This window comes from Botrimarina mediterranea (assembly GCF_007753265.1).
Taxonomy (GTDB): domain Bacteria; phylum Planctomycetota; class Planctomycetia; order Pirellulales; family Lacipirellulaceae; genus Botrimarina; species Botrimarina mediterranea.
In genome coordinates this window covers 1,211,669-1,232,967 of the sequence record NZ_CP036349.1, presented here as the reverse complement: position 1 = coordinate 1,232,967, position 21,299 = coordinate 1,211,669, and the positions used below count along the sequence as shown (strand labels likewise).

At 64.4% G+C, this 21,299-nt stretch carries 21 protein-coding genes, 1 pseudogene and 1 riboswitch; of the genes and pseudogenes, 12 read left to right on the top strand and 10 right to left on the bottom strand.

The features are described from left to right. Positions 1-184: 184 nt before the first annotated feature. Complete coding sequence (locus tag Spa11_RS04905; protein ID WP_145108752.1) at positions 185-724, bottom strand: hypothetical protein; 540 nt, start codon at positions 722-724, stop codon at positions 185-187. Positions 725-929: 205 nt separating this feature from the next. On the opposite strand from Spa11_RS04905, the gene Spa11_RS04900 reads away from it, so the two are divergent. The 4 genes from Spa11_RS04900 to Spa11_RS04885 all read left to right on the top strand — a co-directional run bounded on the left by Spa11_RS04900 (position 930) and on the right by Spa11_RS04885 (position 5,979). Next, entirely contained in the window at positions 930-2,006 is a 1,077-nt protein-coding gene (locus Spa11_RS04900) for a lipid-binding SYLF domain-containing protein (protein ID WP_145108749.1), read from the top strand. Positions 2,007-2,855: 849 nt separating this feature from the next. Beyond that, positions 2,856-3,632: a PEP-CTERM sorting domain-containing protein gene (locus Spa11_RS04895; RefSeq protein WP_197529749.1), complete on the top strand. Its 777-nt coding sequence runs from the start codon at positions 2,856-2,858 to the stop codon at positions 3,630-3,632. Between the two features lie 96 nt (positions 3,633-3,728). Beyond that, positions 3,729-5,042 (top strand): hypothetical protein, encoded by a 1,314-nt coding sequence (locus Spa11_RS04890; RefSeq protein WP_145108743.1) that lies wholly within the window; start codon positions 3,729-3,731, stop codon positions 5,040-5,042. Then, positions 5,035-5,979 (top strand): DUF1559 domain-containing protein, encoded by a 945-nt coding sequence (locus tag Spa11_RS04885; RefSeq protein ID WP_145108740.1) that lies wholly within the window; start codon positions 5,035-5,037, stop codon positions 5,977-5,979. Before Spa11_RS04890 ends, Spa11_RS04885 begins: the two co-directional genes overlap by 8 nt. Before the next feature lie 291 nt (positions 5,980-6,270). On the opposite strand, the gene Spa11_RS04880 is transcribed toward Spa11_RS04885, so the two are convergent. Beyond that, the gene (locus Spa11_RS04880) at positions 6,271-6,624 is read right to left on the bottom strand and encodes a winged helix-turn-helix transcriptional regulator (protein WP_145108737.1); all 354 of its coding nucleotides are present in this window, start codon (positions 6,622-6,624) and stop codon (positions 6,271-6,273) included. A gap of 122 nt (positions 6,625-6,746) precedes the next feature. Here Spa11_RS04880 and Spa11_RS04875 point away from each other — a divergent pair, with 122 nt between their 5' ends. From Spa11_RS04875 to Spa11_RS04860, 4 genes are all read left to right on the top strand, one after another. Next, positions 6,747-7,529 (top strand): SDR family oxidoreductase, encoded by a 783-nt coding sequence (locus Spa11_RS04875; protein ID WP_145108734.1) that lies wholly within the window; start codon positions 6,747-6,749, stop codon positions 7,527-7,529. Positions 7,530-7,603: 74 nt separating this feature from the next. After that, entirely contained in the window at positions 7,604-8,080 is a 477-nt protein-coding gene (locus Spa11_RS04870) for an NIPSNAP family protein (protein ID WP_197529748.1), read from the top strand. A gap of 164 nt (positions 8,081-8,244) precedes the next feature. Further along, positions 8,245-8,751 (top strand): hypothetical protein, encoded by a 507-nt coding sequence (locus Spa11_RS04865; RefSeq protein WP_145108729.1) that lies wholly within the window; start codon positions 8,245-8,247, stop codon positions 8,749-8,751. Positions 8,752-8,773: 22 nt separating this feature from the next. Beyond that, a complete protein-coding gene (locus tag Spa11_RS04860; RefSeq protein ID WP_145108726.1) occupies positions 8,774-9,883 on the top strand; it encodes a potassium channel family protein in 1,110 nt (369 codons plus the stop codon). A 41-nt stretch (positions 9,884-9,924) separates the two neighbouring features. Here Spa11_RS04860 and Spa11_RS04855 read toward each other — a convergent pair whose 3' ends face one another. Both Spa11_RS04855 and Spa11_RS04850 read right to left on the bottom strand, forming a co-directional pair. Continuing rightward, positions 9,925-10,284 carry a hypothetical protein gene (locus Spa11_RS04855; protein ID WP_145108723.1) on the bottom strand — a complete coding sequence of 120 codons (360 nt, stop codon included), beginning with the start codon at positions 10,282-10,284 and terminating at the stop codon, positions 9,925-9,927. A gap of 288 nt (positions 10,285-10,572) precedes the next feature. Then, on the bottom strand, positions 10,573-11,142 hold the full coding sequence (locus tag Spa11_RS04850; RefSeq protein WP_197529747.1) for a hypothetical protein: 570 nt from the start codon (positions 11,140-11,142) through the stop codon (positions 10,573-10,575). 748 nt (positions 11,143-11,890) lie between these two features. Between Spa11_RS04850 and Spa11_RS04845 the strand changes: the two genes are divergently transcribed. The 4 genes and pseudogenes from Spa11_RS04845 (at position 11,891) to Spa11_RS22755 (ending at position 16,058) form a co-directional block, all read left to right on the top strand. Then, complete coding sequence (locus Spa11_RS04845) at positions 11,891-13,063, top strand: PEP-CTERM sorting domain-containing protein (RefSeq protein ID WP_145108717.1); 1,173 nt, start codon at positions 11,891-11,893, stop codon at positions 13,061-13,063. Positions 13,064-13,158: 95 nt separating this feature from the next. Continuing rightward, complete coding sequence (locus Spa11_RS04840; RefSeq protein WP_145108715.1) at positions 13,159-13,797, top strand: hypothetical protein; 639 nt, start codon at positions 13,159-13,161, stop codon at positions 13,795-13,797. 530 nt (positions 13,798-14,327) lie between these two features. After that, positions 14,328-14,945, top strand: a pseudogene (locus Spa11_RS23565) (hypothetical protein); the annotation flags it as partial. Positions 14,946-14,951: 6 nt separating this feature from the next. After that, a complete protein-coding gene (locus Spa11_RS22755; protein ID WP_197529746.1) occupies positions 14,952-16,058 on the top strand; it encodes a diadenylate cyclase in 1,107 nt (368 codons plus the stop codon). Between the two features lie 26 nt (positions 16,059-16,084). Here the strand turns inward: Spa11_RS22755 and recJ are convergent, their stop codons facing one another. From recJ to Spa11_RS04805, 6 genes are all read right to left on the bottom strand, one after another. Next, positions 16,085-17,839: a single-stranded-DNA-specific exonuclease RecJ gene (recJ, locus tag Spa11_RS04830; protein ID WP_145108709.1), complete on the bottom strand. Its 1,755-nt coding sequence runs from the start codon at positions 17,837-17,839 to the stop codon at positions 16,085-16,087. Positions 17,840-17,980: 141 nt separating this feature from the next. Next, entirely contained in the window at positions 17,981-18,151 is a 171-nt protein-coding gene (gene rpmG / locus Spa11_RS04825; RefSeq protein WP_145108707.1) for a 50S ribosomal protein L33, read from the bottom strand. A 491-nt stretch (positions 18,152-18,642) separates the two neighbouring features. Beyond that, positions 18,643-18,834, bottom strand: a complete 192-nt coding sequence (locus Spa11_RS04820; RefSeq protein WP_145108704.1) for a hypothetical protein — start codon at positions 18,832-18,834, stop codon at positions 18,643-18,645. A gap of 53 nt (positions 18,835-18,887) precedes the next feature. Next, positions 18,888-18,995: riboswitch (cyclic di-GMP riboswitch) on the bottom strand. Positions 18,996-19,217: 222 nt separating this feature from the next. After that, on the bottom strand, positions 19,218-20,009 hold the full coding sequence (locus tag Spa11_RS04815; RefSeq protein WP_145108702.1) for an enoyl-CoA hydratase/isomerase family protein: 792 nt from the start codon (positions 20,007-20,009) through the stop codon (positions 19,218-19,220). 135 nt (positions 20,010-20,144) lie between these two features. Beyond that, positions 20,145-21,047, bottom strand: a complete 903-nt coding sequence (locus Spa11_RS04810) for an acyclic terpene utilization AtuA family protein (RefSeq protein WP_145108700.1) — start codon at positions 21,045-21,047, stop codon at positions 20,145-20,147. Next, positions 21,044-21,250 (bottom strand): hypothetical protein, encoded by a 207-nt coding sequence (locus tag Spa11_RS04805; protein ID WP_145108697.1) that lies wholly within the window; start codon positions 21,248-21,250, stop codon positions 21,044-21,046. Before Spa11_RS04805 ends, Spa11_RS04810 begins: the two co-directional genes overlap by 4 nt. Positions 21,251-21,299: the final 49 nt, after the last annotated feature.

The window sequence follows — 21,299 nt, the reverse complement described above, 5'->3', positions numbered from 1 at the left end:
TGCTACAAACCGGGGACTTTTGATGGTTTGCAAAAAGTGACGATGCGTCACATTCTACCTGCCGATCGTCGGCTGACCACCTCTGGGGATGACAGCGCCCAGAGAAACTAGGTGATCTAAAAAAAGGTTGCGGCCGGCCGCGATGGGACTTGCGAAGTCCGCTTAGTGAATGCGAAGAAGCCGTTTAACCCTCGAGCCAATTCGCTACGGCATCCCGTAGCTTCTCGATCCGCTGGACATTGCCGTTCTGTGTCTCGTCGAGCGTGATCGCGCGGCGGGGGCGGCTGACGAGCAAGCGGAGTTTGACAACGGTCGCGTCGAAACGGGCGCCGTCCCCCACTTCCGGGCGGGCCTCCTCGGTCGCGGTCATCTCGAGGCGGGCGATGTTCTCGAGGCGGAAGCGGCACGGCCTGCCCGCGTCGATGATCGGCGAGCGGACGCTGTAGACGCCCTGGCCGGTGGCCCGGTCGAGCACCAGCGATAGACGGCCAACGGCGAGCGTCACGGCGCCGGCCCAGAACAGCAGCTGCCCAATCCCCAAGCCCAGGGCGAGCGGCATATGGCCCCAGGCGAGGCCCTTTGACGCGTCATAGAGGGCGAAGGCGAAGTAACCAATCGCTGCGGTGAGCGCCAAACCAATCGCTGTCAACGCCATCACGGCCAGCCGCCCGCCGGGCGTGCCGCGAAGGACAAGACGCTCGGCGGTGCTTTCGACAAGATTCATACGAGGGGGCGTGAGACTGGCGACGTGTTTTCTTATTCGCTTCGCAGCCGGTGATCTTGGTAGGGCCCTCGCAAGTACGGCGCGGCTTCTATAACGCTATCACGCCATCCGCTATCCAGTCCGCGCTGATCTTGCCCAGTTGCGGCGTCGGGGTCTAGCTTGAAGGCATCCGATCCTACACCTTGCCTCCCTTCTCTCGATTCCAATGTTCACTCCCTTGCCCCGCCTTGTCGCCGTCCTCGCAGCGGCGGTCTTTTGCACGACGCCGTTGGCCCTTGGCCAAGTCGCCGCTCCGCCCGTGACAGCGGCGCCGGTGGTCGTGTCGCAGGAGCAGCGACTGGTGAACGACGCCTCCACCGTCTTCGACGAGATGCTCGCTATCCCCGCCGAGGGGATCCCGCGGTCGATGCTCGCCGGCGCCGAAGCGGTGGCCATCATCCCGCGCGTCGTGAAGGGCGGCTTCATCGTCGGCGCGCGGTTCGGCCGAGGGGTCGTCGTCGCGCGCGACGCGCAGGGCGTCTGGCACACGCCGATGTTCCTCACGATCACCGGCGGCAACATCGGCTGGCAAGCGGGCGTCCAGGCGACAGACCTCGTGCTCGTTTACCGTTCGCGCCGCAGCGTCGATTCGCTGATGAGTGGCAAGCTCACCATCGGCGCCGATGTCGCCGCCGCGGCCGGGCCCGTTGGCCGGCAGGCGTCGGCAAGCACCGACGCCACGTTGACCGCCGAGGTCTATTCGTACTCGCGCAGCCGCGGCTTGTTCGCCGGCGTCGCGCTCGACGGGTCGGTGCTGAAGATCGACCACGCCGCGACCGACGCCTACTACCGCCCCGCGGGCGGCGCGCCGGTGGTCCCGGTCGAAGCCCAGCAGCTCACCGCCAAGATCGTCGCCTCGACAACGCCACCAGTGGGGACGGCGGCCGCGCCAGAGCCATCAGCCGCTGCGAGCGCCTTCGCGCCGCCCACTTCTCCGCAAGAAGAGGAGGCGATCCGCGACCAACTCGCCGACTTCGCGCCGCGACTCTACCGGCTACTTGATCCGGCGTGGCAATCTTACCTGTCGCTTCCTGCGTCGATCTTCCAAGAGTCGGGCCACCCCAGCCCCGAAGAGATCGCCGCCGCCGCCGCGCGATTTCAAGCGGTCGCGACCGACCCGCGCTACACCAACCTCGCGGCACTCCCCGAGTTCCAAACAACGCGCGGCCTCGTGCTGCACTACGCGCAGCTGTTGCAAGACACACCGCGGACCTTGAAGCTCCCACCGCCGCCGGAGCAGTAGCAGCGAACGACAAACCTATGTTACACGTCTGAACCGTTGGCGCTACGTTGGCACTAGTGTTCCGAGTTGAAAGTTCGTTCGAAAATTGGGCGGCTTAGAATGAAGCATGGATCACAGATTTCACCACGACGGGCACAAAGAATACGACGGCCTGCTCGCCGAGGCGTTGTTGAATCAAGAGGCAATCCGTCGTGCTCTTCGTGCCCGTCGTGGTTCCCCTACTTAGCATCCGAATAACGGCAAGCACTCAAATGGGAAAGAACTCTTGACTTAGCACGCTAGCCCTCGGAGTGAAACAGGTACCCGGAGCCCACCGAGGGCTCGCGCCCACGGCTAAGACTTCTACTGACGAAGTAACTACAACGTCGACTCGGACAGTTTTGATTTTTCGGCTGAGCCCTCTTGCTCTCAATCGGCAAGCTGTTAATCTCTTCGTTGAGACGCAATCGCAATTAGCCACTGGCTAGTGCACTGGTTGTTGTCTCTCTCGCAAGCAGCCCGCCACGAGGCCTCTGCCTCTTAGCCAGCCCCTTGTTCAGGCCGCCTCACTGAGTGGGCGCGCCGGGTTTCTCGGCAGGGTTGTGTATCGATCCCTCGTTGGTAGCCCGCGCACGCCTCCACGCGCGCGTGGAATTGTCTTTCTAGGCGACCTCGGACCGCACCACTTGTTCGCTGAACGATGCGCGACGCATCGCCAGGATCGAGGACTGCGCGTTCTTCACTCGCAGCGCATCGCCATCGGTTTGGCCAAGCCGAAGGTCCGCGCTGGCCGTGGGCTCTTGCCCGTTCCTTCACGCGCCGTGGCGGCATTGTTGTGGCCGCGGCATGGTATCACCCATTGAGAGTCTGATGAAAGTTACACGTTGGATTTACACGGCGCTCGTTGCGGCCGCGGCTCTATCCCCGTCGGTTTCACTGGCGGCCTTTGTCAGCCCGAACTTGCCCGGCAACGCCGACTACGACGGCTGGGACGACCTCACCGCCGCGGCCAACCCCGGCTACAACGGCTTTCCGGGGACGGGCGCTTGGCCGGCGCCGATCGGCTCGAACGCGGCCGGCTCGGGCGACGCGTTCCTGGAGAAGGTCGCCAACGGCACAGGTGGCGGCCCCTACCCGGCGGGCGGCAGCATGTACTACGGCGGCTTCAGCGGCGACATCAACAACGACGGCGGCACGCTCGCCGTCGGCGATGCGACGCCGGTCGCCGGTCTGGCGAACATCGTCTTCCAGATCGAGATGGGCGAGGCGTGGACCTACGCCTTCAAGGACAACGTCCTGCCGACGCTGAATTACAACGGCGGCGCGCAAGCCCTCGCCGCCACCACCAGCGGCGTCATCGAGAAGCTCTTCAACGGCACGGTCGCGATGCCGACCGGCGAAGAAGACGTTTTCATCAACACGTACCTGTTGCAATGGGACGTGTCGTCGCTGGGGCCGATCACCGACTTCGAGGTGACCTTCACCGGCGTGCAGCACGGCCAGCTTTACGGCTTGCAGCTCGATCAGAGCGACGCCTACCAGGTCGTTGACGCCGACTTCATCACCGCGGTCCCCGAGCCGAGCACGCTCGTCTTTGGAGTTATCGGCGCGGCCTTGCTGGCCACCGGCCGCCGGCGCCGCGGCTGATCGTTCTTGACCGCTCTTAACCGGAAAGGAGGGCGGGCCGGTCCGCGGAGGGGTGGCGACCGGCTCGCCCCTTACTTGCTCCCAATCAACCAAACGATGAACAACCACACCAACCCACATCGCTACGCCGTGCTGCGGCTCGCACTCACCATCACAGCGCTCGCGTCCGCCTTAGCCGACGCCGTCGCCTCGACGCCAGCGCCGATCGTCTACGCCACGGACGATCCTGAGATCGAGATGTTCTTCTACCCGGCGAGCACCGCGAACGGGCTCGGCTCGGTCCGCGACCGCGGGGCGACGTTCTCCTGGTTCTCGCCGCAACCGGGCTTTCCCGACATCACCGGCAGCGGCGTCGATCCGGGCCGTCGCGGCTCGTTCATCGTGGCGGGCGACACGTCGGCGACGATCCCTACGGGGCTCGACCCCAGCCGCTACCAGATCGAGTCCGTCACGGTGACGCTGACGATGCTCGGCAGCATCGGTGAGACGCCAGGCGGCCCCTACGACGGCACGCCCGACAACACGTTCGACGTCCTCAGCGGCGCCGACGCCGACCCCGGTCGGCCGGTCGAGATGTGGGGCGTCGACTTCGGCGGCGACTACGAGACCTTTGGTTTCGACGGCGAGACCGACCCCAAGTACTTCAACTCAGGCGATCGCCGTTGGCCCGTCTCGGGTGGGTTCGTGAACGGCCCCTACGAGGTTTATCCCACCGACCCAATAGGCGCCGACGTCTCGAACAACATGTTCGAGGGCGGCTACAGCGCCACGGCGCCGAACAACGAGAACGCGATCTTCAATCCCACGCCGTTCGCCGTCGGCAAGGTCTACGATGACGTCGGCGTCGAGTACGCGCCGGGCGCGCACGTCACGCAAGGGGACCTGTTCGAGTTCGATGTCGATCTCGCGCTGCCCGGCGTCGCCGAGTACGTGCAGTCGTCGCTGAGGGAGGGCGGCATTGGCTTCTTCTTCTCGTCACTGCACGAGCCCAACGGCCATGACGGCGATGTCTACTACCCCGACTTCTATCTCGACAACGTCAGCAGCGGCCCCAACCCCAACGGCGATGGCCCGACGATCGAAGTCGTCGTCACGATCCTCGACGAATCGCTTGTCGTCGGCGACTTCAACCACGACGGCGCCGTCGATGAGCTGGACTACAACGAGTGGAGCGCTGCCTATGGTTCCGCCGTGACGGCCGGAAGCGGCGCCGACGGCAACGGCGACGGCTTCATCGACGCGGCCGACTACACCGTCTGGCGTGAGGCGTTCTCGCTGGCGGCCGCGATCGCGGTCCCCGAGCCCGGTGGCTCGGCGATGGCGGGCATACTTGCCGTGACGGCGGCGTTCTTCGGCTGGATGCGCTGGCACGTCGGCCCGCTGCTGCCGGACGAGGGCGCCGATGACTGACGCCAATCGACGGCCACGACCCCTAGCGGGTTTCACATTGATCGAACTACTGGTGGTGATCGCGATCGTCGGAACCCTGGTCGCGATGCTGCTGCCTGCCGTGCAGTCGGCGCGCGAGGCGGGGCGGCGCACGCAGTGTGCGAACCACCTCAAGCAGATTGGCCTGGCGGTCCACAACTTCGCCAACACGCTACAGACGCTGCCGCCGCCCAAAGCGCTCGGCCACGAAGACGGCGCGGGCCTCGTGTCCAACGGCGCCGCCGATCAGTACCGGCAGCTCGGCAGCACGTTCTTACTGCTGCTCCCGTATCTCGAAGAGCAATCGCTCTACGACACGGGCGACCCCACCAAGGATACGATCGACCCGGTCAACCTGCCGATCACCAGGGCCGAGTTGCCGGCTTACTTGTGCCCGTCGATGGCGTTGCCGCGGAGCGTGCCGATGCCCGATTGCGGCGAGCGGCTCGGCCCGGGCAGCTACCTGATCACGTCGCGCGTCAACTACGGGCAGTACTCGAGGCTCGACGGCGCGTTCCGCAACCCGCCTTCACGGAGGGGGAAGCGTTACTCGTGCAACTGGAGCCAGATCACCGACGGCGCAACCCACACCACGTTCGCCGGCGAGACCGACTACGGATTTAGGAGTTACCTCTGGGACGCCGGCTGCGACGCCGACGGGTCGTCCAAGTGGGGCGACCACGCCTGGGCGGAGGGCTATTGGTTCTACGCCTGGGGTCACACCAACCGTGACAACTCCTACAACTTCAACGACGACCGCGCGGAGTGGCAATCGAACTACACCGCCACGTTCCGCAGCGACCACCCCGGCGGGGTGCAGTTCGTGTTCCTCGACGGCTCGGTCCGGTTCCTCGAAGACACGATCGAACCCAAAGCCCTCGCCGCGATAATCACCCGAGCCGGCGCCGAACTTCCTTAAGCCAACCACCGGTACCCGTCTGAGCCGTGGATTGTAGTGTCCCGAGTAATAAGTTCTTTTCCGTTTAGAGTGCTTGCGGCTATTCGAATGCGGAAGTTGTGGGAACCACGACGGTCACGAAGAGCACGGCGGATTGCCTCTTGATTCAACGACGCCTCGGCGAGCAGGCCGTCGTGTTCTTTGTGCCCGTCGTGGTGAAATCTCTGATCCAGTCTCATCCAACAAACCGCCCCAATCTGGTAAAGAACTTCTAACTCGGGACACTAGCGCCCTCAGCTCAGAAGTACTCCGTCACTTTTTCTTACTCTTGCCGTACCAACGTTCGGCGATGCGGTCGAGTTCGACCATGACACCGTCCAATTCAAGGACCTTCTCGGTAATCGAGTAAGTCACTTGCGGCGGGACGGTCGGCTCGTAGTGCCGCAGCAGCCAGCCTTCGGCCTCGAGCCGGCGGAGGCGTTCGGTCAGGGTCTTGGTCGAGATCTTGCCGAGGCGTCGCTTGAGTTCTCCAAAGCGTTTGGGCCCCTCCATGTGGAGGCGGTGCAGCAGCAAGAGCGTCCACGGGCTGGCCACGATCGACATCAGCCGCTGGAGGGGCTCGTGATCGTTGTCGTCGTTATCGACGAGCGGTTTGCGTTTCGCCATCTCGCTAGCCTCCACTGGTTTCTCTCGGTAAAGCAACTGACTTTCAGGAACCTACTTTACCAGGAAAAGCGAGGCGCCTAAAGTTCCGGAGTCGCCCCATTCCCACACCTGGAGACCCGGTCTTGAGTCACTACCTACAGCTGGCCGGCCGCCGCGCGGTCGTCACCGCGGGGAGCAAAGGCGTCGGCCGCGCGGTTGTTGAGACGCTGCATCAGGCCGGCGCCCAGGTTGTGACTTGTTCGCGGACGGCTCCCGAGCGGCTCCCCGACGGCATCCATTTCGTCGAAGCGGACCTTGGCGCCCCCGAGGGTTGCCACAAGTTGGCGGCGGCCGCGACCGACCTGCTGGGCGGCGTGGACATTTTGGTCAGCGTGCTCGGCGGCTCGAACGCCCCGGCGGGCGGCTTCGCCGCGCTCGACGACGAGCAGTGGCGGCGTGAGCTGGACCTCAACCTGATGCCGGCCGTGCGGCTCGACCGCGCGTTGTTGCCGGGCATGATCGAGCGCGGGTCGGGCGTTGTCATCCACGTGACGTCGATCCAGCGATTGCTTCCCCTGCCGGAGTCAACCACCGCGTACGCGGCCGCGAAGGCGGCCCTATCCACTTACAGCAAGAGCTTGTCGAAAGAAGTCTCTCCCAAAGGCGTGCGTGTGGTCCGCGTCTCGCCCGGCTGGGTCGAGACCGAGGCCTCGGTCGCTCTCGCCGAACGCGTCGCCGAAGGCGCGGGCGTCGATTACGAGGGGGGGAAGCAAATCATCATGCAGTCGCTCGGTGGAATCCCGTTAGGCCGCCCCGCCAAGCCGACCGAGGTAGCCTACCTCATCGCCTTTCTCTCCTCGCCACTCGCCGGATCGATCACCGGCGCGGAGTACGTGATTGACGGCGGGACCACCCCCACCGCGTAATGAAATCGGCGGTCGCCGAAAGACGATGCGTGTTCTTACTGAAAACGAACCCTCACCTCTCCAAGGACGACACGATGCTCTTTTCGATCTCACGCCTAGTAACACAACGCGCCTTGCTTCTGGCGATGCTCGCCGCCCCGGCGGCAGCGTTCGCTCAAGAGCCGCAGGAATCAGCCCCGGCGGCCGCCATCGCCGGCCCCTCCGACACGACGCCCGAGACTTCCCCGAGAGTTTTCGAGCTGCGTGTCTACACGGCAGCCCCCGGCAAGATGGAATCGCTCAATCGACGTTTTCGCGATCACACGCTCAAATTCTTCGAGAAGCACGGGATCACGAGCATCGGCTATTGGACCTCTGAGGCGGAACCCAATCGCCTCTACTACCTGGTCGCCTACCCCGATCGCGCGAGCCGCGAACAGCGGCTCGTAAAGGGGGTCGCCAAGGACCGCGACTTCTTGCAAGTCGTCGCTGATTCAGAGAAAGACGGCAAGCTCACGGTGGAGATCGAATCGGTGATCCTGAACCCGACCGATTACTCCCCGATGAAGTAGCTTCGGCGCGAGACCTCGGTGGGAAGAGGGTATCCGCTGCCCACCGAGGGCTGCCGCCCACGGCTCAGGCGTAGCGGATTGGTCGGCGTTGTTGGGGCCGCATGCGCCGGTTGGTGACCTATGCTTTCCCGACGGTTCCTCTCCTCGTGAGATCGGGGTTCGCTATGCTGCGCCGGCCGGTGTTCCTTATTGTTTGCCTCTCGGTAGCGTTCTTTGGGGCCGTCGCGGCGGGGGTTGGCTACTACCTCGCCGAAAAATCGCAACGGCTTGCCGAGCAGGGCGTCGCCACGGTTGGCGTCGTGACGAGGCTCTCCTCGCATCAATCGGGGTCGGGCACGTCGCGGTCGATGGTCTACCGTGTTTTTCTCCAAGTCGATGATCCCGCCGGGCCGCTCACCCTGTCGGACGACCTCGTCGGTGAGGATTGGCGCCGGCTGGCCGAGGGTGACCCGCTCGGCGTCGTCTATGTCCCCGGAATTGATGGCGACTGCCAAGTCGGCGACATGGCTGCCCTGGCCGCGACTCTTGAGCGGGCGCGCCTCGCGACGTTGCTCGGCGGCGTGGTCACGGGCGTCAGCCTCGCCGCGGCCGTCTGGGTCGCCGCTACCCGCCACGGCCGCTCGGCCCTCGCCGTCGCCCGGGCTTGGGAGCAATCCGGCTGCCCCGCCTGACCTGGTTCGATTACACTGACCCGTGTCCAGGCGGACGCACTACTTCGGCGCCCCCGGTCCGGCCTTGCACACGCCGCTCAACCGCCTCCTGACGACGATCGCCATCTTTGCGGCGACTTGTGTGCTCGTTGGCGTCGTCTACGCGTCCCACGGCTGGGAGCCGGCCGACGCGGTTTACATGGTCGTCATCACGGCCTTCGGTGTCGGTTACGGCGAGGTCCGGCCGATCGACACGCTCACGCTCCGCGCCGCGACGATGCTGCTGATCATCGTCTCTTACGGCTGCGTCATCTCTATCGCGGGAGGGTTTGTTCAAATGGTGATGGAAGGAGAGATCGTCCGCGTCCTCAACCGCCGACGCATGACCCGCGGCATCGACGAGCTCCGCGGGCACACCATCCTCTGCGGCTACGGCCGCGCGGGGCGGATCTTGGCGAGTGAGCTCAAGGCGGCGGGCTCGGCGTTTGTCGTCGTCGATCAGAACGTCGAGAAGCTCAACGAGGCCGAGGCCGCCGGTATGCTGATTCTCGAAGGGAACGCCATCGACGAAGAAGTCCTGCTCCGCGCCGGCGTCGAGCGTGCCCGGGTGCTGGCGACGGTGCTGCCGGACGACGCCGCCAACGTCTTCATCACGCTCACCGCCCGGGAGCTCAACGCCGACGTCGAGATCATCGCCCGCGCCGAGCATCCTTCGACCGAGAAGAAGCTCTTGCGGAGCGGCGCCGACCGCGTCGTGTTGCCGGCCGTCATCGGCGGGCAACGCATGGCGCAGCTGATCACGCGCCCCGGCGCCGAGCAGATGCTCGCCGACATCGAGGGCCATGCCGACCTGCAGCACGAGCTCGACGCCATCGGCCTCAAGCTCGACGAGCTACGCGTCACGGCCGGCTCGCCGCTCGACGGCCACCGCATCGAAGACATCGTCCTCAAAGGGAACCGCAGCTTCCTGATCGTCGCGGTCCGCCGCGCCACGGGCAAGGTGCTGGTCGACCCGCCTTGCGACTGCCCCCTGTCGGGCGGCGACGCGGTGATCGTGCTGGGCCACATCGGCGAGCTGCCGCAGCTCGAGAAGCGTTACTCGGCCCCCAAAGAGATGCTCTACCGCGGCGTCAAAATGCAGGTCGCCGACTAGCGCGGCAGAGCAGGGACGAAGACCCTCGGCCTCGCCACCGGTCATGTCCCATCGATCGGATAGCCGGCGGCGGCGCAGGCTTCGATAACGGCGCGGCAACGGAACGTCTTGAAGACGAGCCGCTGGTGGAACGCGCCGCAATCGTGTTCGATACAGACGCCGCCGGGGGCGATCCAGCCGACCAGCGGCGCCCGCCACAGCCGCACGGCCCGCACCGCATCGCGGGGGAGGGCCTTCTCACGACGGTAGCGGAAGACGAGCCGGCCGGGCGTGACCGTCAGGCGGTAGAGGGGCGTGTTGTACGCCCCCTCGCAGAGCTGCCCCACGAAACTGGGGGCGTCGGGGTTGCGACCGTCAGGGCTGAAAGCGGCGGCGGCGGTAGGGGAGTCGGACTCGGGCATAGGGGGATTCTAACCCACCGAAAACGGCGCCCTGCCCCGCCCGAACGAGCCCCCGCCATGCGGCCCGCGCAACAGGCCCAGGAAGGGCCCTAGCGTCCACGCTACGGCGATGTTGACGCGAACCCGTGGGTGAACACCCAGACACGCCCGATCGCCCAGAAGGGGCCTCTATGGCCCTCTACGCGGGTGTTTGCGTATTGCCCGAGAAATGCCGGGCGAAACGCCGCCGCTCGGTGCAAGAAAGAGTCGAGCCAGTCGTGGCGCCCAACTAGGGGCAAAGCGCCCCGCTTATTCCTCGCCGTCTTCACGCGCGGGCCGACGCATGCCAAGCATGCCCACGCTACCGAGCACGGACCAGACCGCCAAAGCACCTGCCTCGGGAACGGCGGAGATGCTGACGTTGTCGAGTTCGATGCGGGTTCCGACGCTAGGGTTAGTTTCATCTAGCTGGAAACTAATAAAGCCGTTACCTGGACCGCTCTGTAGGCCGGGAAGCAACAACGTGATGTTGTAGGCGATTGTCGAATTGAAAGTTGCGGCCGAACTAAACTCCGTCAGAAGCGTTTGGACACTCCCTCCCAAGTAATCGAACGACACCGAAAAAGTGTCGGGCAGTGTCGGAGGATTCACCTGCCACTCGTAATCGAACGAAATCTTGACCGCGGTCGTGCCGGCCGGGATGTCAAAGAACTGGGATAGAATGGCGGTTCCTGGCGTTCCAGGTTGACCAATGCGAGCCGTCCCTGCGACCGGAACAACATCGGTGCCCGTCGCGTTGACTTGCCAGCCAGTGAGATCGGTGTCGAACGTGCCGTTGGTCACAAGCGAGGCCCGCGCTTCGACAGCGACAAGAGCCACTGTCGCGACGCTAAGCAGCGATAGCTTTGTGATCATTCAAAATTCTCTTCGTGCAGCAGGAGCCGAATTGGGTAATCCAGGATTTGGCAACGCGCCAACGATCCAAGTCGAGTCATCTATAAAGCCGAGTCATCCAGACCTCAAGGTCGCCACCGAGAAGCCGGATGGCACCCTTGCCCAACTTGAGAACTTAGCCACACCTCGAAGGGGATCAAGAACTATTCGCGGAAAAACCGCTTTTTTAGGAAGAACTGCCACTTACGTCTGGGACCCCGCAGGACATCGCGGAGGCCTCTGCGTCCTGTGCACGTGAAGTGAGAGTCCGCAAGAGCAGTTCACCGCCGACTCTTCTCTACGATGCACGGACCGGCGTTCAGTAGCCTTGGGATGGGGGATCTTCTCTTCGCTTCGAGTAGGGCCCTAGCGTCCACGCTACCGCGATGTTGACGCGACCCCGCGGGTGAACACCCGGACACGCCCGATCGCCCAGAAGGGGCCTCTATGGCCCTCTACGCGGGTGTTTGCGTATTGCCCGAGAAATGCCGGGCGAAACGCCGCCGCCCCAATGCCATGCCCCCGGGGGGTCTGGTGGGCTCCAGGGGCGCGCAGGCCCGAAGTCGCTTCCCACGATCGGCTCGGCTAGATTGAGACGCTGCGGGCGCGACAATCGCGACGCCCGCCGCCAACGCCGCTTGCCTTCTGACGCTACCTCTCCGCGACACCCTGATCCCCGCTTCGAGAAACGCTAATGCGACACCTGCTACCGGCCCTCACTTGGTTGCTCCTCATCGCAAGCGCTAGCCCCGCGGCCATCGTTCAGTACGCGGCGCCGGGGGGGAGCTTCGACGCCACCACCATCGCGGCCAACGCTGCCGCCAGCCCGCTCAACACAACCGGCTCAGCAGCCGGTTTGCAGGCCGGTGCGGTGCTCCCCGACACGGTGTTCTTGCAACAGTCCATCACGTCTCCCGACGCCGCTTCGGCGGTGCTGAACGATCAGTACTTCCAGTTCAGCGTGACCCCCGACCCGGGTTACAAGTTCAACTTTACGGGCCTCACGTTCGACGCCGCCCGCGGTGGCGCGAGCACGCCCCGGGGCTGGGTCCTCCGTTCGAGCCTCGACGGATTCGGCGCCGACATCGACACGGAGGTGGTTCCCACCGCCACGCCGAACCTCACGAACTATTCCGTAGCGCTTGCCGGGGCGATATTCAGCGATGTGCTCGCCGAGACCACCTTCCGGCTCTACAGCTTCGCGCCCTCGCCGAGCGTGGGCATGTTCTATGACAACCTCACGCTCAACGGCTCGGTGCTCCCCGCCAACGCGCTGGTGAAGTACAGCGCGCCGGGCGGCTCGTTCGCTCCGACCGAAGTCAGCGGCAACCTCACCGCTTCCGACCTCAACGCCAACGACTCGGGCGCTGGCTTGCAGCCCGGCGCGGTGTTCCCCGACACGGTGTTCCTGCAGCAGAACATCACGTCGCCCGATCCGGCATCTGCGGTGCTCAACAATCAGTACTTCGAGTTCAGCGTGGCCGCCGAAGCCGGTTTCACGATGGACCTGACGAGCCTCACGTTCGACGTCGCCCGCGGTGGCGCGAGCGCGCCCCGCGGCTGGGTTCTCCGCTCGAGCGTCGACGGTTACGCCACCGACATCGCCACGGAAGTCGTCGCCACGACGCAGCCGAACCTCTCCAGCTTCAACGTCGATCTGTTAACCGCGTCCTACCAAGACCTCACCGACGCAACCTTCCGGGTGTATGGCTACGGCCCCTCGACGAGCATCGGGTTGTTCTTCGACAACCTCGTCCTCAACGGCAGCGTCCAAGCCATTCCCGAACCCACGACATTAGCCGCCCTGGGCGCCGGCCTCCCGCTGCTGCTCCTCCGCCGGAGCCGTGCACCCGCGGGCCTCTCTTGAGCTGGCGGCCGATCCCGATACGGTTAGGTCTCATCGACACGGCCCGAGCGGTGCGTTCCCTGCCGGCCTCTCCACTCACTTGGCGCTGGCGACCTATGATCCCGATCTATGAACAAGTCGAGGGTGACGAAATCGGGCATCGGGTCAACTCGTTCCTCCGCCGCTTCGACGAGCTTTGCGCCCCCGCAACCGAAACAGAGTCGATCGAAGCGGGACCTATCGAAGCGGGCGACACTAACGAAGGGCGGGCCGTCGCCTTTGCGTTCTTCTTTTATGACTCCATGAACCGGGGCCTGCGCCAGATCATGGGCGACGAAGGCGTCGTCGATCGGCTCGAACGCCTGGCCGCCGGGGCCCTGCATCTCTTTTACCTGCACGCCAGCAAACCCAAGTCGATCCAGCGCTTCAACACCGAGTTCCTGACCGCTCTCGGCGCCGAAGCAGCGGTGCAGCTCCCCTGCGTCGTCTTCTTCCGCTACCAACAAACGGCATATCACGGGCAGCAGGCGGAAGACCAACCGGCAATCCGTGACGTCGCGATCGCCCAAATCGACAACGCCAACCTTGCGCACGGCTTCAAAGAACTCTACGGGGCGATCACCCACTACAAGGCGCACGAACCGAATCCAGCGCCCGAGTTGTATCGCCACCTGAAGTGGATCGAACCCACCGGCCCGGCCGACTCGCTGGAAATGGTGCGTGCCGGATTGCGCCGGACGCTGGATCAGCTGTGAGCAGGACGGGCGGCGAACGGGCGCCCGAAAAAGCCAACGCCAGCAACAAGAGCCCCGGAGGGGCGGCAGCGCGTAGCCAGGGGCGCAAGCCCCTGGAGAGTCGCGATCAAATACACAAAGCCCCGGAGGGGCGACGGCGCCGTCGCCAAAAAGCCTGCTGTCGCCCCTCCGGGGCTCGTACGTAATTGCAGCCGCATTCCAGGGGCTCGCGCCCCTGGCTACGCGCTTTCGCCCCTCCGGGGCTTTCTCCATTAGGGAGCGATCCTTTCCAATGCCGCATGGTTGGGGCCGCAGCGCAGCGAAGGCCCCAGCGAAGCGGAGAAAAGCTCGACTTCCTGAGCAGCGATAGGCGGCGTCCCCTCGCCAAACGCTGGGGGTTACGACGATCACCCTCGTCCCCAGCCACCCGCCGACGACGACATTCGTGGACAATCAAACGGACTATCGATCAAATCAAAGAATCGTCTGGCCGCATCGCCGTATACTCAGACTGAGAGAGATAAATAGTGCCTTACGTGCTTGAGTACTTTATGTGGCCGTATCAAGAGCATTTTCAAGTCTCAGTCGCAATAGAATTGCGCAGCCTCATCCACTCACTCGACCCCAGTATTGAATGCCGGGCATTCTTAGTCGGATTTCTGGCTGACGACCGTCCAAACAGGCATCCAATATGTGTTGCTCCAGACGATTGTGTCGTTCGTCCTGAGCAACTCGCGCCCATCCCAGAGCTGGCTCGAAGACTTGGGAAGTACGACCCATCGATCCACGGAGTGCACAGTTTAGAAAAGGCTCAAGAGGGTCTGGTTCGCAGCATTGAAGCTGATGGCTGGCGATCCGCGATCATATCAACCTTGGAATCGTTACCTGAGAACACATGGGCAACCTATGCGTCATGGCCAGTAATGATCGACGGCTATCAAGTATTCACGATTGCGCAAATCGACAAGGCGCGTCTAAAGCAATATTATTCACTTACCAACGACCGCGCCCCTCACGACGACGACCAACCATTCAAGGTGATGCGGTCTCTCCTAGAATCTTGCCTGCAATCTTTCTTAAGTCGATGCCTGCATGCACTAGAACGCCCAAACCCGGGAGATGGTTTTGGGATAACAGGCAACATAGATGACATCATCAGGGAAGGCGGGCGGCAGATGATGGATGTTACCACAATCGCTGGTGGTGCATTCGACGCATATCGCACTCAGTATGAGATCCACAATCGCATATCTTCCTTGCTATATGAAGGATCTGAGGGCCTTGGTTCGATCATCTATTCGAACCCTTCGCATCCGCACATTAAAATTGACATCGAGTTCTGCAACTCTATACCACTATCCAACCATACTGCAGTCCGCAAGTCGCTTGAGCTTACGAGCAATACCACTTCTTTGCTGTGCGACGGTCACGAAGTGTACGGAATAGGGAGGTTAGACGGCGACTACGACGAAGGGATGGAGAACGCATTCTTGGTCCGCTACATGCGAAGATTCTGCTGGCAGCTTGAACACGCTAGCAAGACTCTAATGTACGTTGAGCATGGAAATCCATTACTGAGAAAGACAGACTTTCCTAGCGATTTACTCCGGGATCATCTTTCTAGAGTATTCGGCAGCTTACCAGCCCAACATATCAATCACCTTGTTTCGGTATCGAAGGCGTTAGACGAGCAGCGGCATGGTGCATTGCTCATAATCGCTGAGGACGCGAGTTCGGAAGCGGAGAGGCTGGAGCAACAAGGCTACCCAGTCACTCCATTCCCCTTAACAGAAGAGCTCCTACGCACGACAAGCAAAGTTGATGGAGCACTCATTATTGGCACGGACGCACTCTGTTATGCTATCGGAACCATTCTAGATGGCATGGCCCACAGAAGCTGCACGGCATCACGTGGAGCGCGGTACAACTCGGCCATTAGATACGTCCATGGGAAAGCGGGCAGGTTAGCAATTGTAAAGTCTGAAGATGGGATGGTTGACATACTCCCAAAACTGCCGCCTCGTATAAAGAGAGCGGACCTAGACGATCGAATCGCTAAGCTTAGGCAGTTTACCACGTCCGTTGAATACGTCGATCGGAAAGATTTTTATCACGTTATGAACTGGCTTGACGGTCATAGAAATTACTTATCTCCTGACCTTTGCTCCGAAGTAAACGACTTGTGGCCAAAGGCTGAGGCAAAACTCGAGAAGCAGGAGTGGCTAAGGGGATTCGGTAGATTTAACGCCGACCCAGATTACAGCGAAGAGCGTCTTAAGTAGAGCTACGCTGAAAGCTGAACGCTCGCTCACCGCGGCGTCGCTTTCCAATCCGCCAGGTGCATCTCCACCGACCGATAACCCCGGAACGTATTGATCACCGGCCGGAACGCGATCTCGATCGGGCCGTCGAGCCTCAACAGCTCTTCTTCGCGGTCGCCGGCGCCGAACGCCACCGCGCGCAGTTTGACGCCCGCTTGTTCGAGATCGACCGACAAGTGACGCCCCGCGCCGCCCATGCGGCGCGGTGGGCCGGCGAGGCGGACGCCGGTGGCGCACAGCGTCGGCCGCAGGTTGCCGTGGCCGAAGGGGGCGAGGCGTTCGATCTGCGTGACGATCTGGTGCGTCAGCGACGACAGGGGCGCCTCGGCGTCGATCGCTAGTTCGAGCAGCGCGCCGTTGTCGCCGAGGCGTTCGGCGGCGTGCGCGCAGAAGGCTTCGCGGAAGGCGTCGAGGTGCGGTTCGTCGACACGCAGGCCGGCGGCTGCGGCGTGGCCGCCGTGGCTGATGAGGTGGGCGCCGGCGGCTTCGAAGGCGGCGGCCAAATCAAAACCCGGCACGCTGCGGCCCGAGCCGATCGCCGGCTTCGCGCCGAGCTTGTCGAGCGACGCCACCACCACCGGCTTGCCGTACTGCTCGGCGAGCTTGCCGGCGACGATGCCGATGACGCCCGGGTGCCAGTCGCGGTCGGCGAGCACCAGGGCTGGGTCCGAGTCGGGGCAGAAGCGGTCCTTCGCCTGCTTGCGCGCGGCGAGCAGCACCGAGCGTTCGACCGTCTTGCGCGTCTCGTTCAGCTCATCGACGTACTTGGCGAGCTCCGCCGCACGGGCCGGGTCGTCGGTCGTCAGCAGCTCGACGCCCAGCTCCGCCTGCCCGAGCCGGCCCGCCGCGTTGAGCCGCGGGGCGATTGAGAAGCCGAGGTCTTCGCCGTCCAGTTCGGGCTTCTTAGTCAGCTGCGCGACTTCTTCGAGCGCCCGGAAGCCGGCGACCGGCGAGTGCCGCAAGGCGGCGAGCCCGTGCCGGACGAGGATGCGGTTCTCATCGATCAGCGGCACGACGTCGGCGACGGTGCCGATCGCGGCGAGGCCGGTGGTTTGCAGCAGGAACCGCCGCATGGGCTCGCTGACACGTTTGGCGTCGCTGGCGCGTTGACACAGCGCCCAGGCGAGCTTGAACGCCACCGCGGCGCCGCAGAGACCGAAGAACGGGTAACGGCCCCCGTCCTCGGTGGGCAGCTGCGGATGGACGATCGCCGCCGCGTCGGGCAGCCGGTCGGCCATCAAGTGATGGTCGGTGATGACGAGGCGCAGGCCGAGCTCGCGCGCGGTGGCCGCTTCGGTGAGGCTGGCGACGCCGCAGTCGACCGTGACGACGGTGCGGACCCCCTCGTGGGCCAGCGTGCGGAGCGCCTCGCAGTTGAGGCCGTAGCCCTCTTCGATGCGGTGCGGCACATAGAACCGAGCCTGGGCGCCGAGCAGGCGCAAGCACCGCAGCAGGATCGCGGCGGAGGTCATGCCGTCCGCGTCGTAGTCGCCGTAGACGACGATCTTCTCGCCGTCGCGCATCGCGCGGCCGATCTCGTCGGCGGCGCGGTTGACTCCCGGCAGCAGCTCCGGGTCACGCAGGCCGGTGAGCTTGGGCTCCAAGAACTCCCGCGCCTCGGCGGGATCGAAGATGCCGCGGGCGGCGAGCAGCTGAGCGACAACCGGCGGCAGCCCGGCGGAGCGCTGCAGCTCGGCAATCCGGGCCGGGTCGTGCGTCGCGATTCGCCAAAGGCGTGGCATGCCGTCCCTGCAAAGTGGGAAGTGGGAAGTTGGAAGTTGGATATGAACCAGCGAACCGGCTCCCACTTCCTACTTCCCACTTCCGACTTCGAGCCGTTGAACGGGTCCGCCCTCCAGACCCGTAGCGCGCCCCGTGGGCGCTTACTTCTTCTTCTCAACGTGCAGCGTGTGGCGGCGCAGCTTGGGGCAGAAGCGCTTGAGCTTCAGCTTCTCCCCGCCGGGCTTGCGGCGGATGGTGTAGTTGTACATGCCGGTCTCCTCGCAGACGAGGAACACGGTCTCGACCTTCTTCTTACGCTTGCCGCTGGCCATCGCCGCACTCGCAGGGATTTTTTGAGGGGATGCTTCGGGGAGCGGCGCCGCCCTGCTGGTGCAGGAGAGGCCACCGCGTCACAGCCCAGCCGGGCCGCTCCGGACAGGGGCGCCTTCCGAGAAGGCGTCGTCCGGGGCCACAGCCGAGTCCCGTAGGTTATCGCCCCCGGGCCGGGCGGAAAAGGTCCGATTCGCCGAAGAAGGGCCCGGCGAGAGTTTATTGGCCGTCCTAAGGCCAAATCAGACCGCAGAATTGGAGTAGCGAGGGAGAGGACCCGCCGGGCGTCCGGCTTTTTGGGGGACACCTTAGCCCGACGGGCCTCTCCCGTTGCTGCTAGCCGGCCGGGGCTGCGTGCTGGCAGCGGCCGCCATTTGGGAACGTCTGGGAACGTCTGAGCCGGGGGCGCGAGCCCTCGGTGGGAAGCGGGTACCCGGCGCTCACCGAGGGCTCGCGCCCCCGGCTCAGACGCAACGATCAATCGCAGGGCGGTCTAGTCCCGTGGCGACGATTTGGTCGCGGGGGCGGGCGCCGTGGAGATCGCGGGGCCGCTCGATGGCGCCGGGACGGCCTGCGACTCGCGCGGGCGCCGGGTGTTGGTCAGGGCCAGCAGCCGGGCGTCGGACGCGATGGCGTACGGCCGGGACCAAGGCGAGAAGACCGAGGTCGGTGCGAGAGTGTGCATCGGATCGTTCCCGTGGCGAGGAGGCCCGGGAAACCGCGCGACGACTGCGAGCGTACGGCGGCCTGGCGATCTACGATGCGCGTCGCCCCATCGAGAAGGGCGGACGATCGAGACCCATGGCTTTGCGTCCCCGTCTCACGACGGGTTTGCCTTTTTCGACACGCCAGCGATCGGCCGAGAAGTTTCCGGCGGAGCTGGCGGCCGATCCCGCATTGGGGTGCGGGGGGCGCCTGTGGTAGTAGAAGAGACGTGGTGAAGGGTGAGGAGAGCGCGGGCCCGATGACCCGGCACTCAAGGAATAGGTCGCGATTCGGGGGGTGGCAAACCGCTGGCGGGAAATTGTTGGGAATTCTTTTGGGGCGGCCGTGGTTGGAACTCCCAACTCACGGCCACTCCGGCTCACGCCCTTCGCGCTCCGCCGCGATCCCTTCCTTCGCGCTGTCGGTGGTCCGCGACGTGGCGCTGGCCGCCGCGCCGTTGGTGAGCAGCGTGCCGAGCTGTTCGCCGACGATTTCATAAAGCAGCCGCTTGGTGAGCTGCACGGCCTGCGGCGCCGCCGCGGCGCACTCATTGCCAAGCTCGAACGCCCGGGCCCACAAGAGGTCGGGCGGCACGAGCTCGTGATAGAGGCCGATGCGATGGGCTTCGGCGGCGGCGATCGTCGTGGCGGTCACTAGCAGCCGCGCAGCGACGCCCGCCCCCGCGCGGTGCGCAAGCAGCGGCCCGGCCACGCCAGCGACCGAGCCGCGGCGGGGCTCGGGGAAGCCGAACGTCGCCTGGCCCGAAGCGACCACCGCGTCGCAGCCGAGCACCAGCCCCGCGCCGCCGGCAGCGGCGGGGCCATTCACCGCGGCGATCAACGGCTTGGGCAACTCGAGCATCGCCACGAGCAGGTCGCGGTACTCCTCGGCCTCTTCGCCGTAGCGAGCGAGGTCGGCAATGAGGTCGCCACTATCGCCGAGCTCGGCGGGGTCGCGACCGGTGCAGAACGTCTCCCCAGCGCCGGTGAGGATCACCGCGCGGACGCGTTTTTCCAGATGCAGGTCGCTGAGCGCCTGGCGCAGCTCGGACATCATGGCCCGCGTTAGGGCGTTGCCGTAGTCGGGCCGGTTGAGCAGCACCGTGGCGACGGGGCCATCGATGCGAAGCTCCACGGCGTCGCTGGGCATGATCATGGGGGAGGGACGAGGGGTTAGGGGCGGGGGACGAGGGGAGCGAAGGGCGGGCGTTGCCTCGATTTTACGCCACCTGCGAGTTTACGCTCTGTGCGAGCCCCGTGGCGTCAGCCCGGGGAGGGTAGCGCGAACCGGCTAACCTTCCAGCCATTCCGCTGCGGGGCGGAGGTCGTAACCGAACTCAAGCAACTCGGCGGGAATAGCGAACCGGCTTTCTTCGAACTTCCAAACGACCTGATCGTACAGCGGATGTCGCAACGTGCCCGCAGGCGCGGCAAGTGTGATACGTCTTGCGATCTCGAAGAGCGACCAATCATCTTCGGCTGACACAATCGTCAGCAGTCGCGCATCGGTTGTTTGCTCAAGCGTGCATCTAGCTCGAACGTCTTCTGGTAATCGATTTTCGAACCAATCGGCGTTCACCTCCAAAGGAAGCACAACCCTTAGTTCTACGCCAGTGCTGAACTTCAGCAGAACGTCCCCCGTCGGCTGCTCCGCGACCGGCAACCCCATTTCAGCAGCGGCAAGGGCGGCAGATACCGCATCGGGCGTGACAAATCTCGCGATGACCACTCTAGCGCCTGCGACGAATGCTTTAGCGACGACAGCGGGACCGGCAGGCGCCCATGCAGTGTGTGGCCATTCGTCTTCATGCAAAGGCAGCCCGCTAGAAGCGTTGCGAAATTCGCAGCCCGCCACCATCAATTCTTCGAGGCGGTCCCAAAGGTTTTCGCCGTGGACGGTGGCGATCATCGGTCCTCCGCCCTCGGGATGAACGGAAAACTTCTCCGCCAGCGCCGCAGCAGGAAGGTGAGGGGGAAGCTCGCCGCAAGCAATCACTAACCGCAACCGTTCCTGAAGGTAAAGCCTCGGACCGAACGCAACGCCAACCTGCCGGATTTTGTAGAGGGCGACATCCTGCGAATCCTCCCGGAGGTCGAGATAGGCCGCGTCCACCGACTCGTCGGTCGGATCGAGGACACCCCCTGCGGACGCCCCAGCGGCAAGCAGTGCGGCGTCGGCTAGCGGGGTGGTCATCGGGCGTACAGCGGGTGGCGGGTGTTGACGGTTTGCAACATCGGGGGCCGTTTTCGCCGCTTTTCCGCGACGTCGGCGTCTTCGGCGACTCCCAAACCAAACTGTAGCGGCATGCGTAAGTCCTTGGTAGCAAGGAGGTTGTTGAAGCGTTGCGGCTCGCCGCCGCGGGCCTTGGCCTGCCGCGTGCTTCTTCGGGGCGTCACAGCACTGGCCCGTCCGACGGACAGGCCCCCTCGTCAACGCCTCTTCACC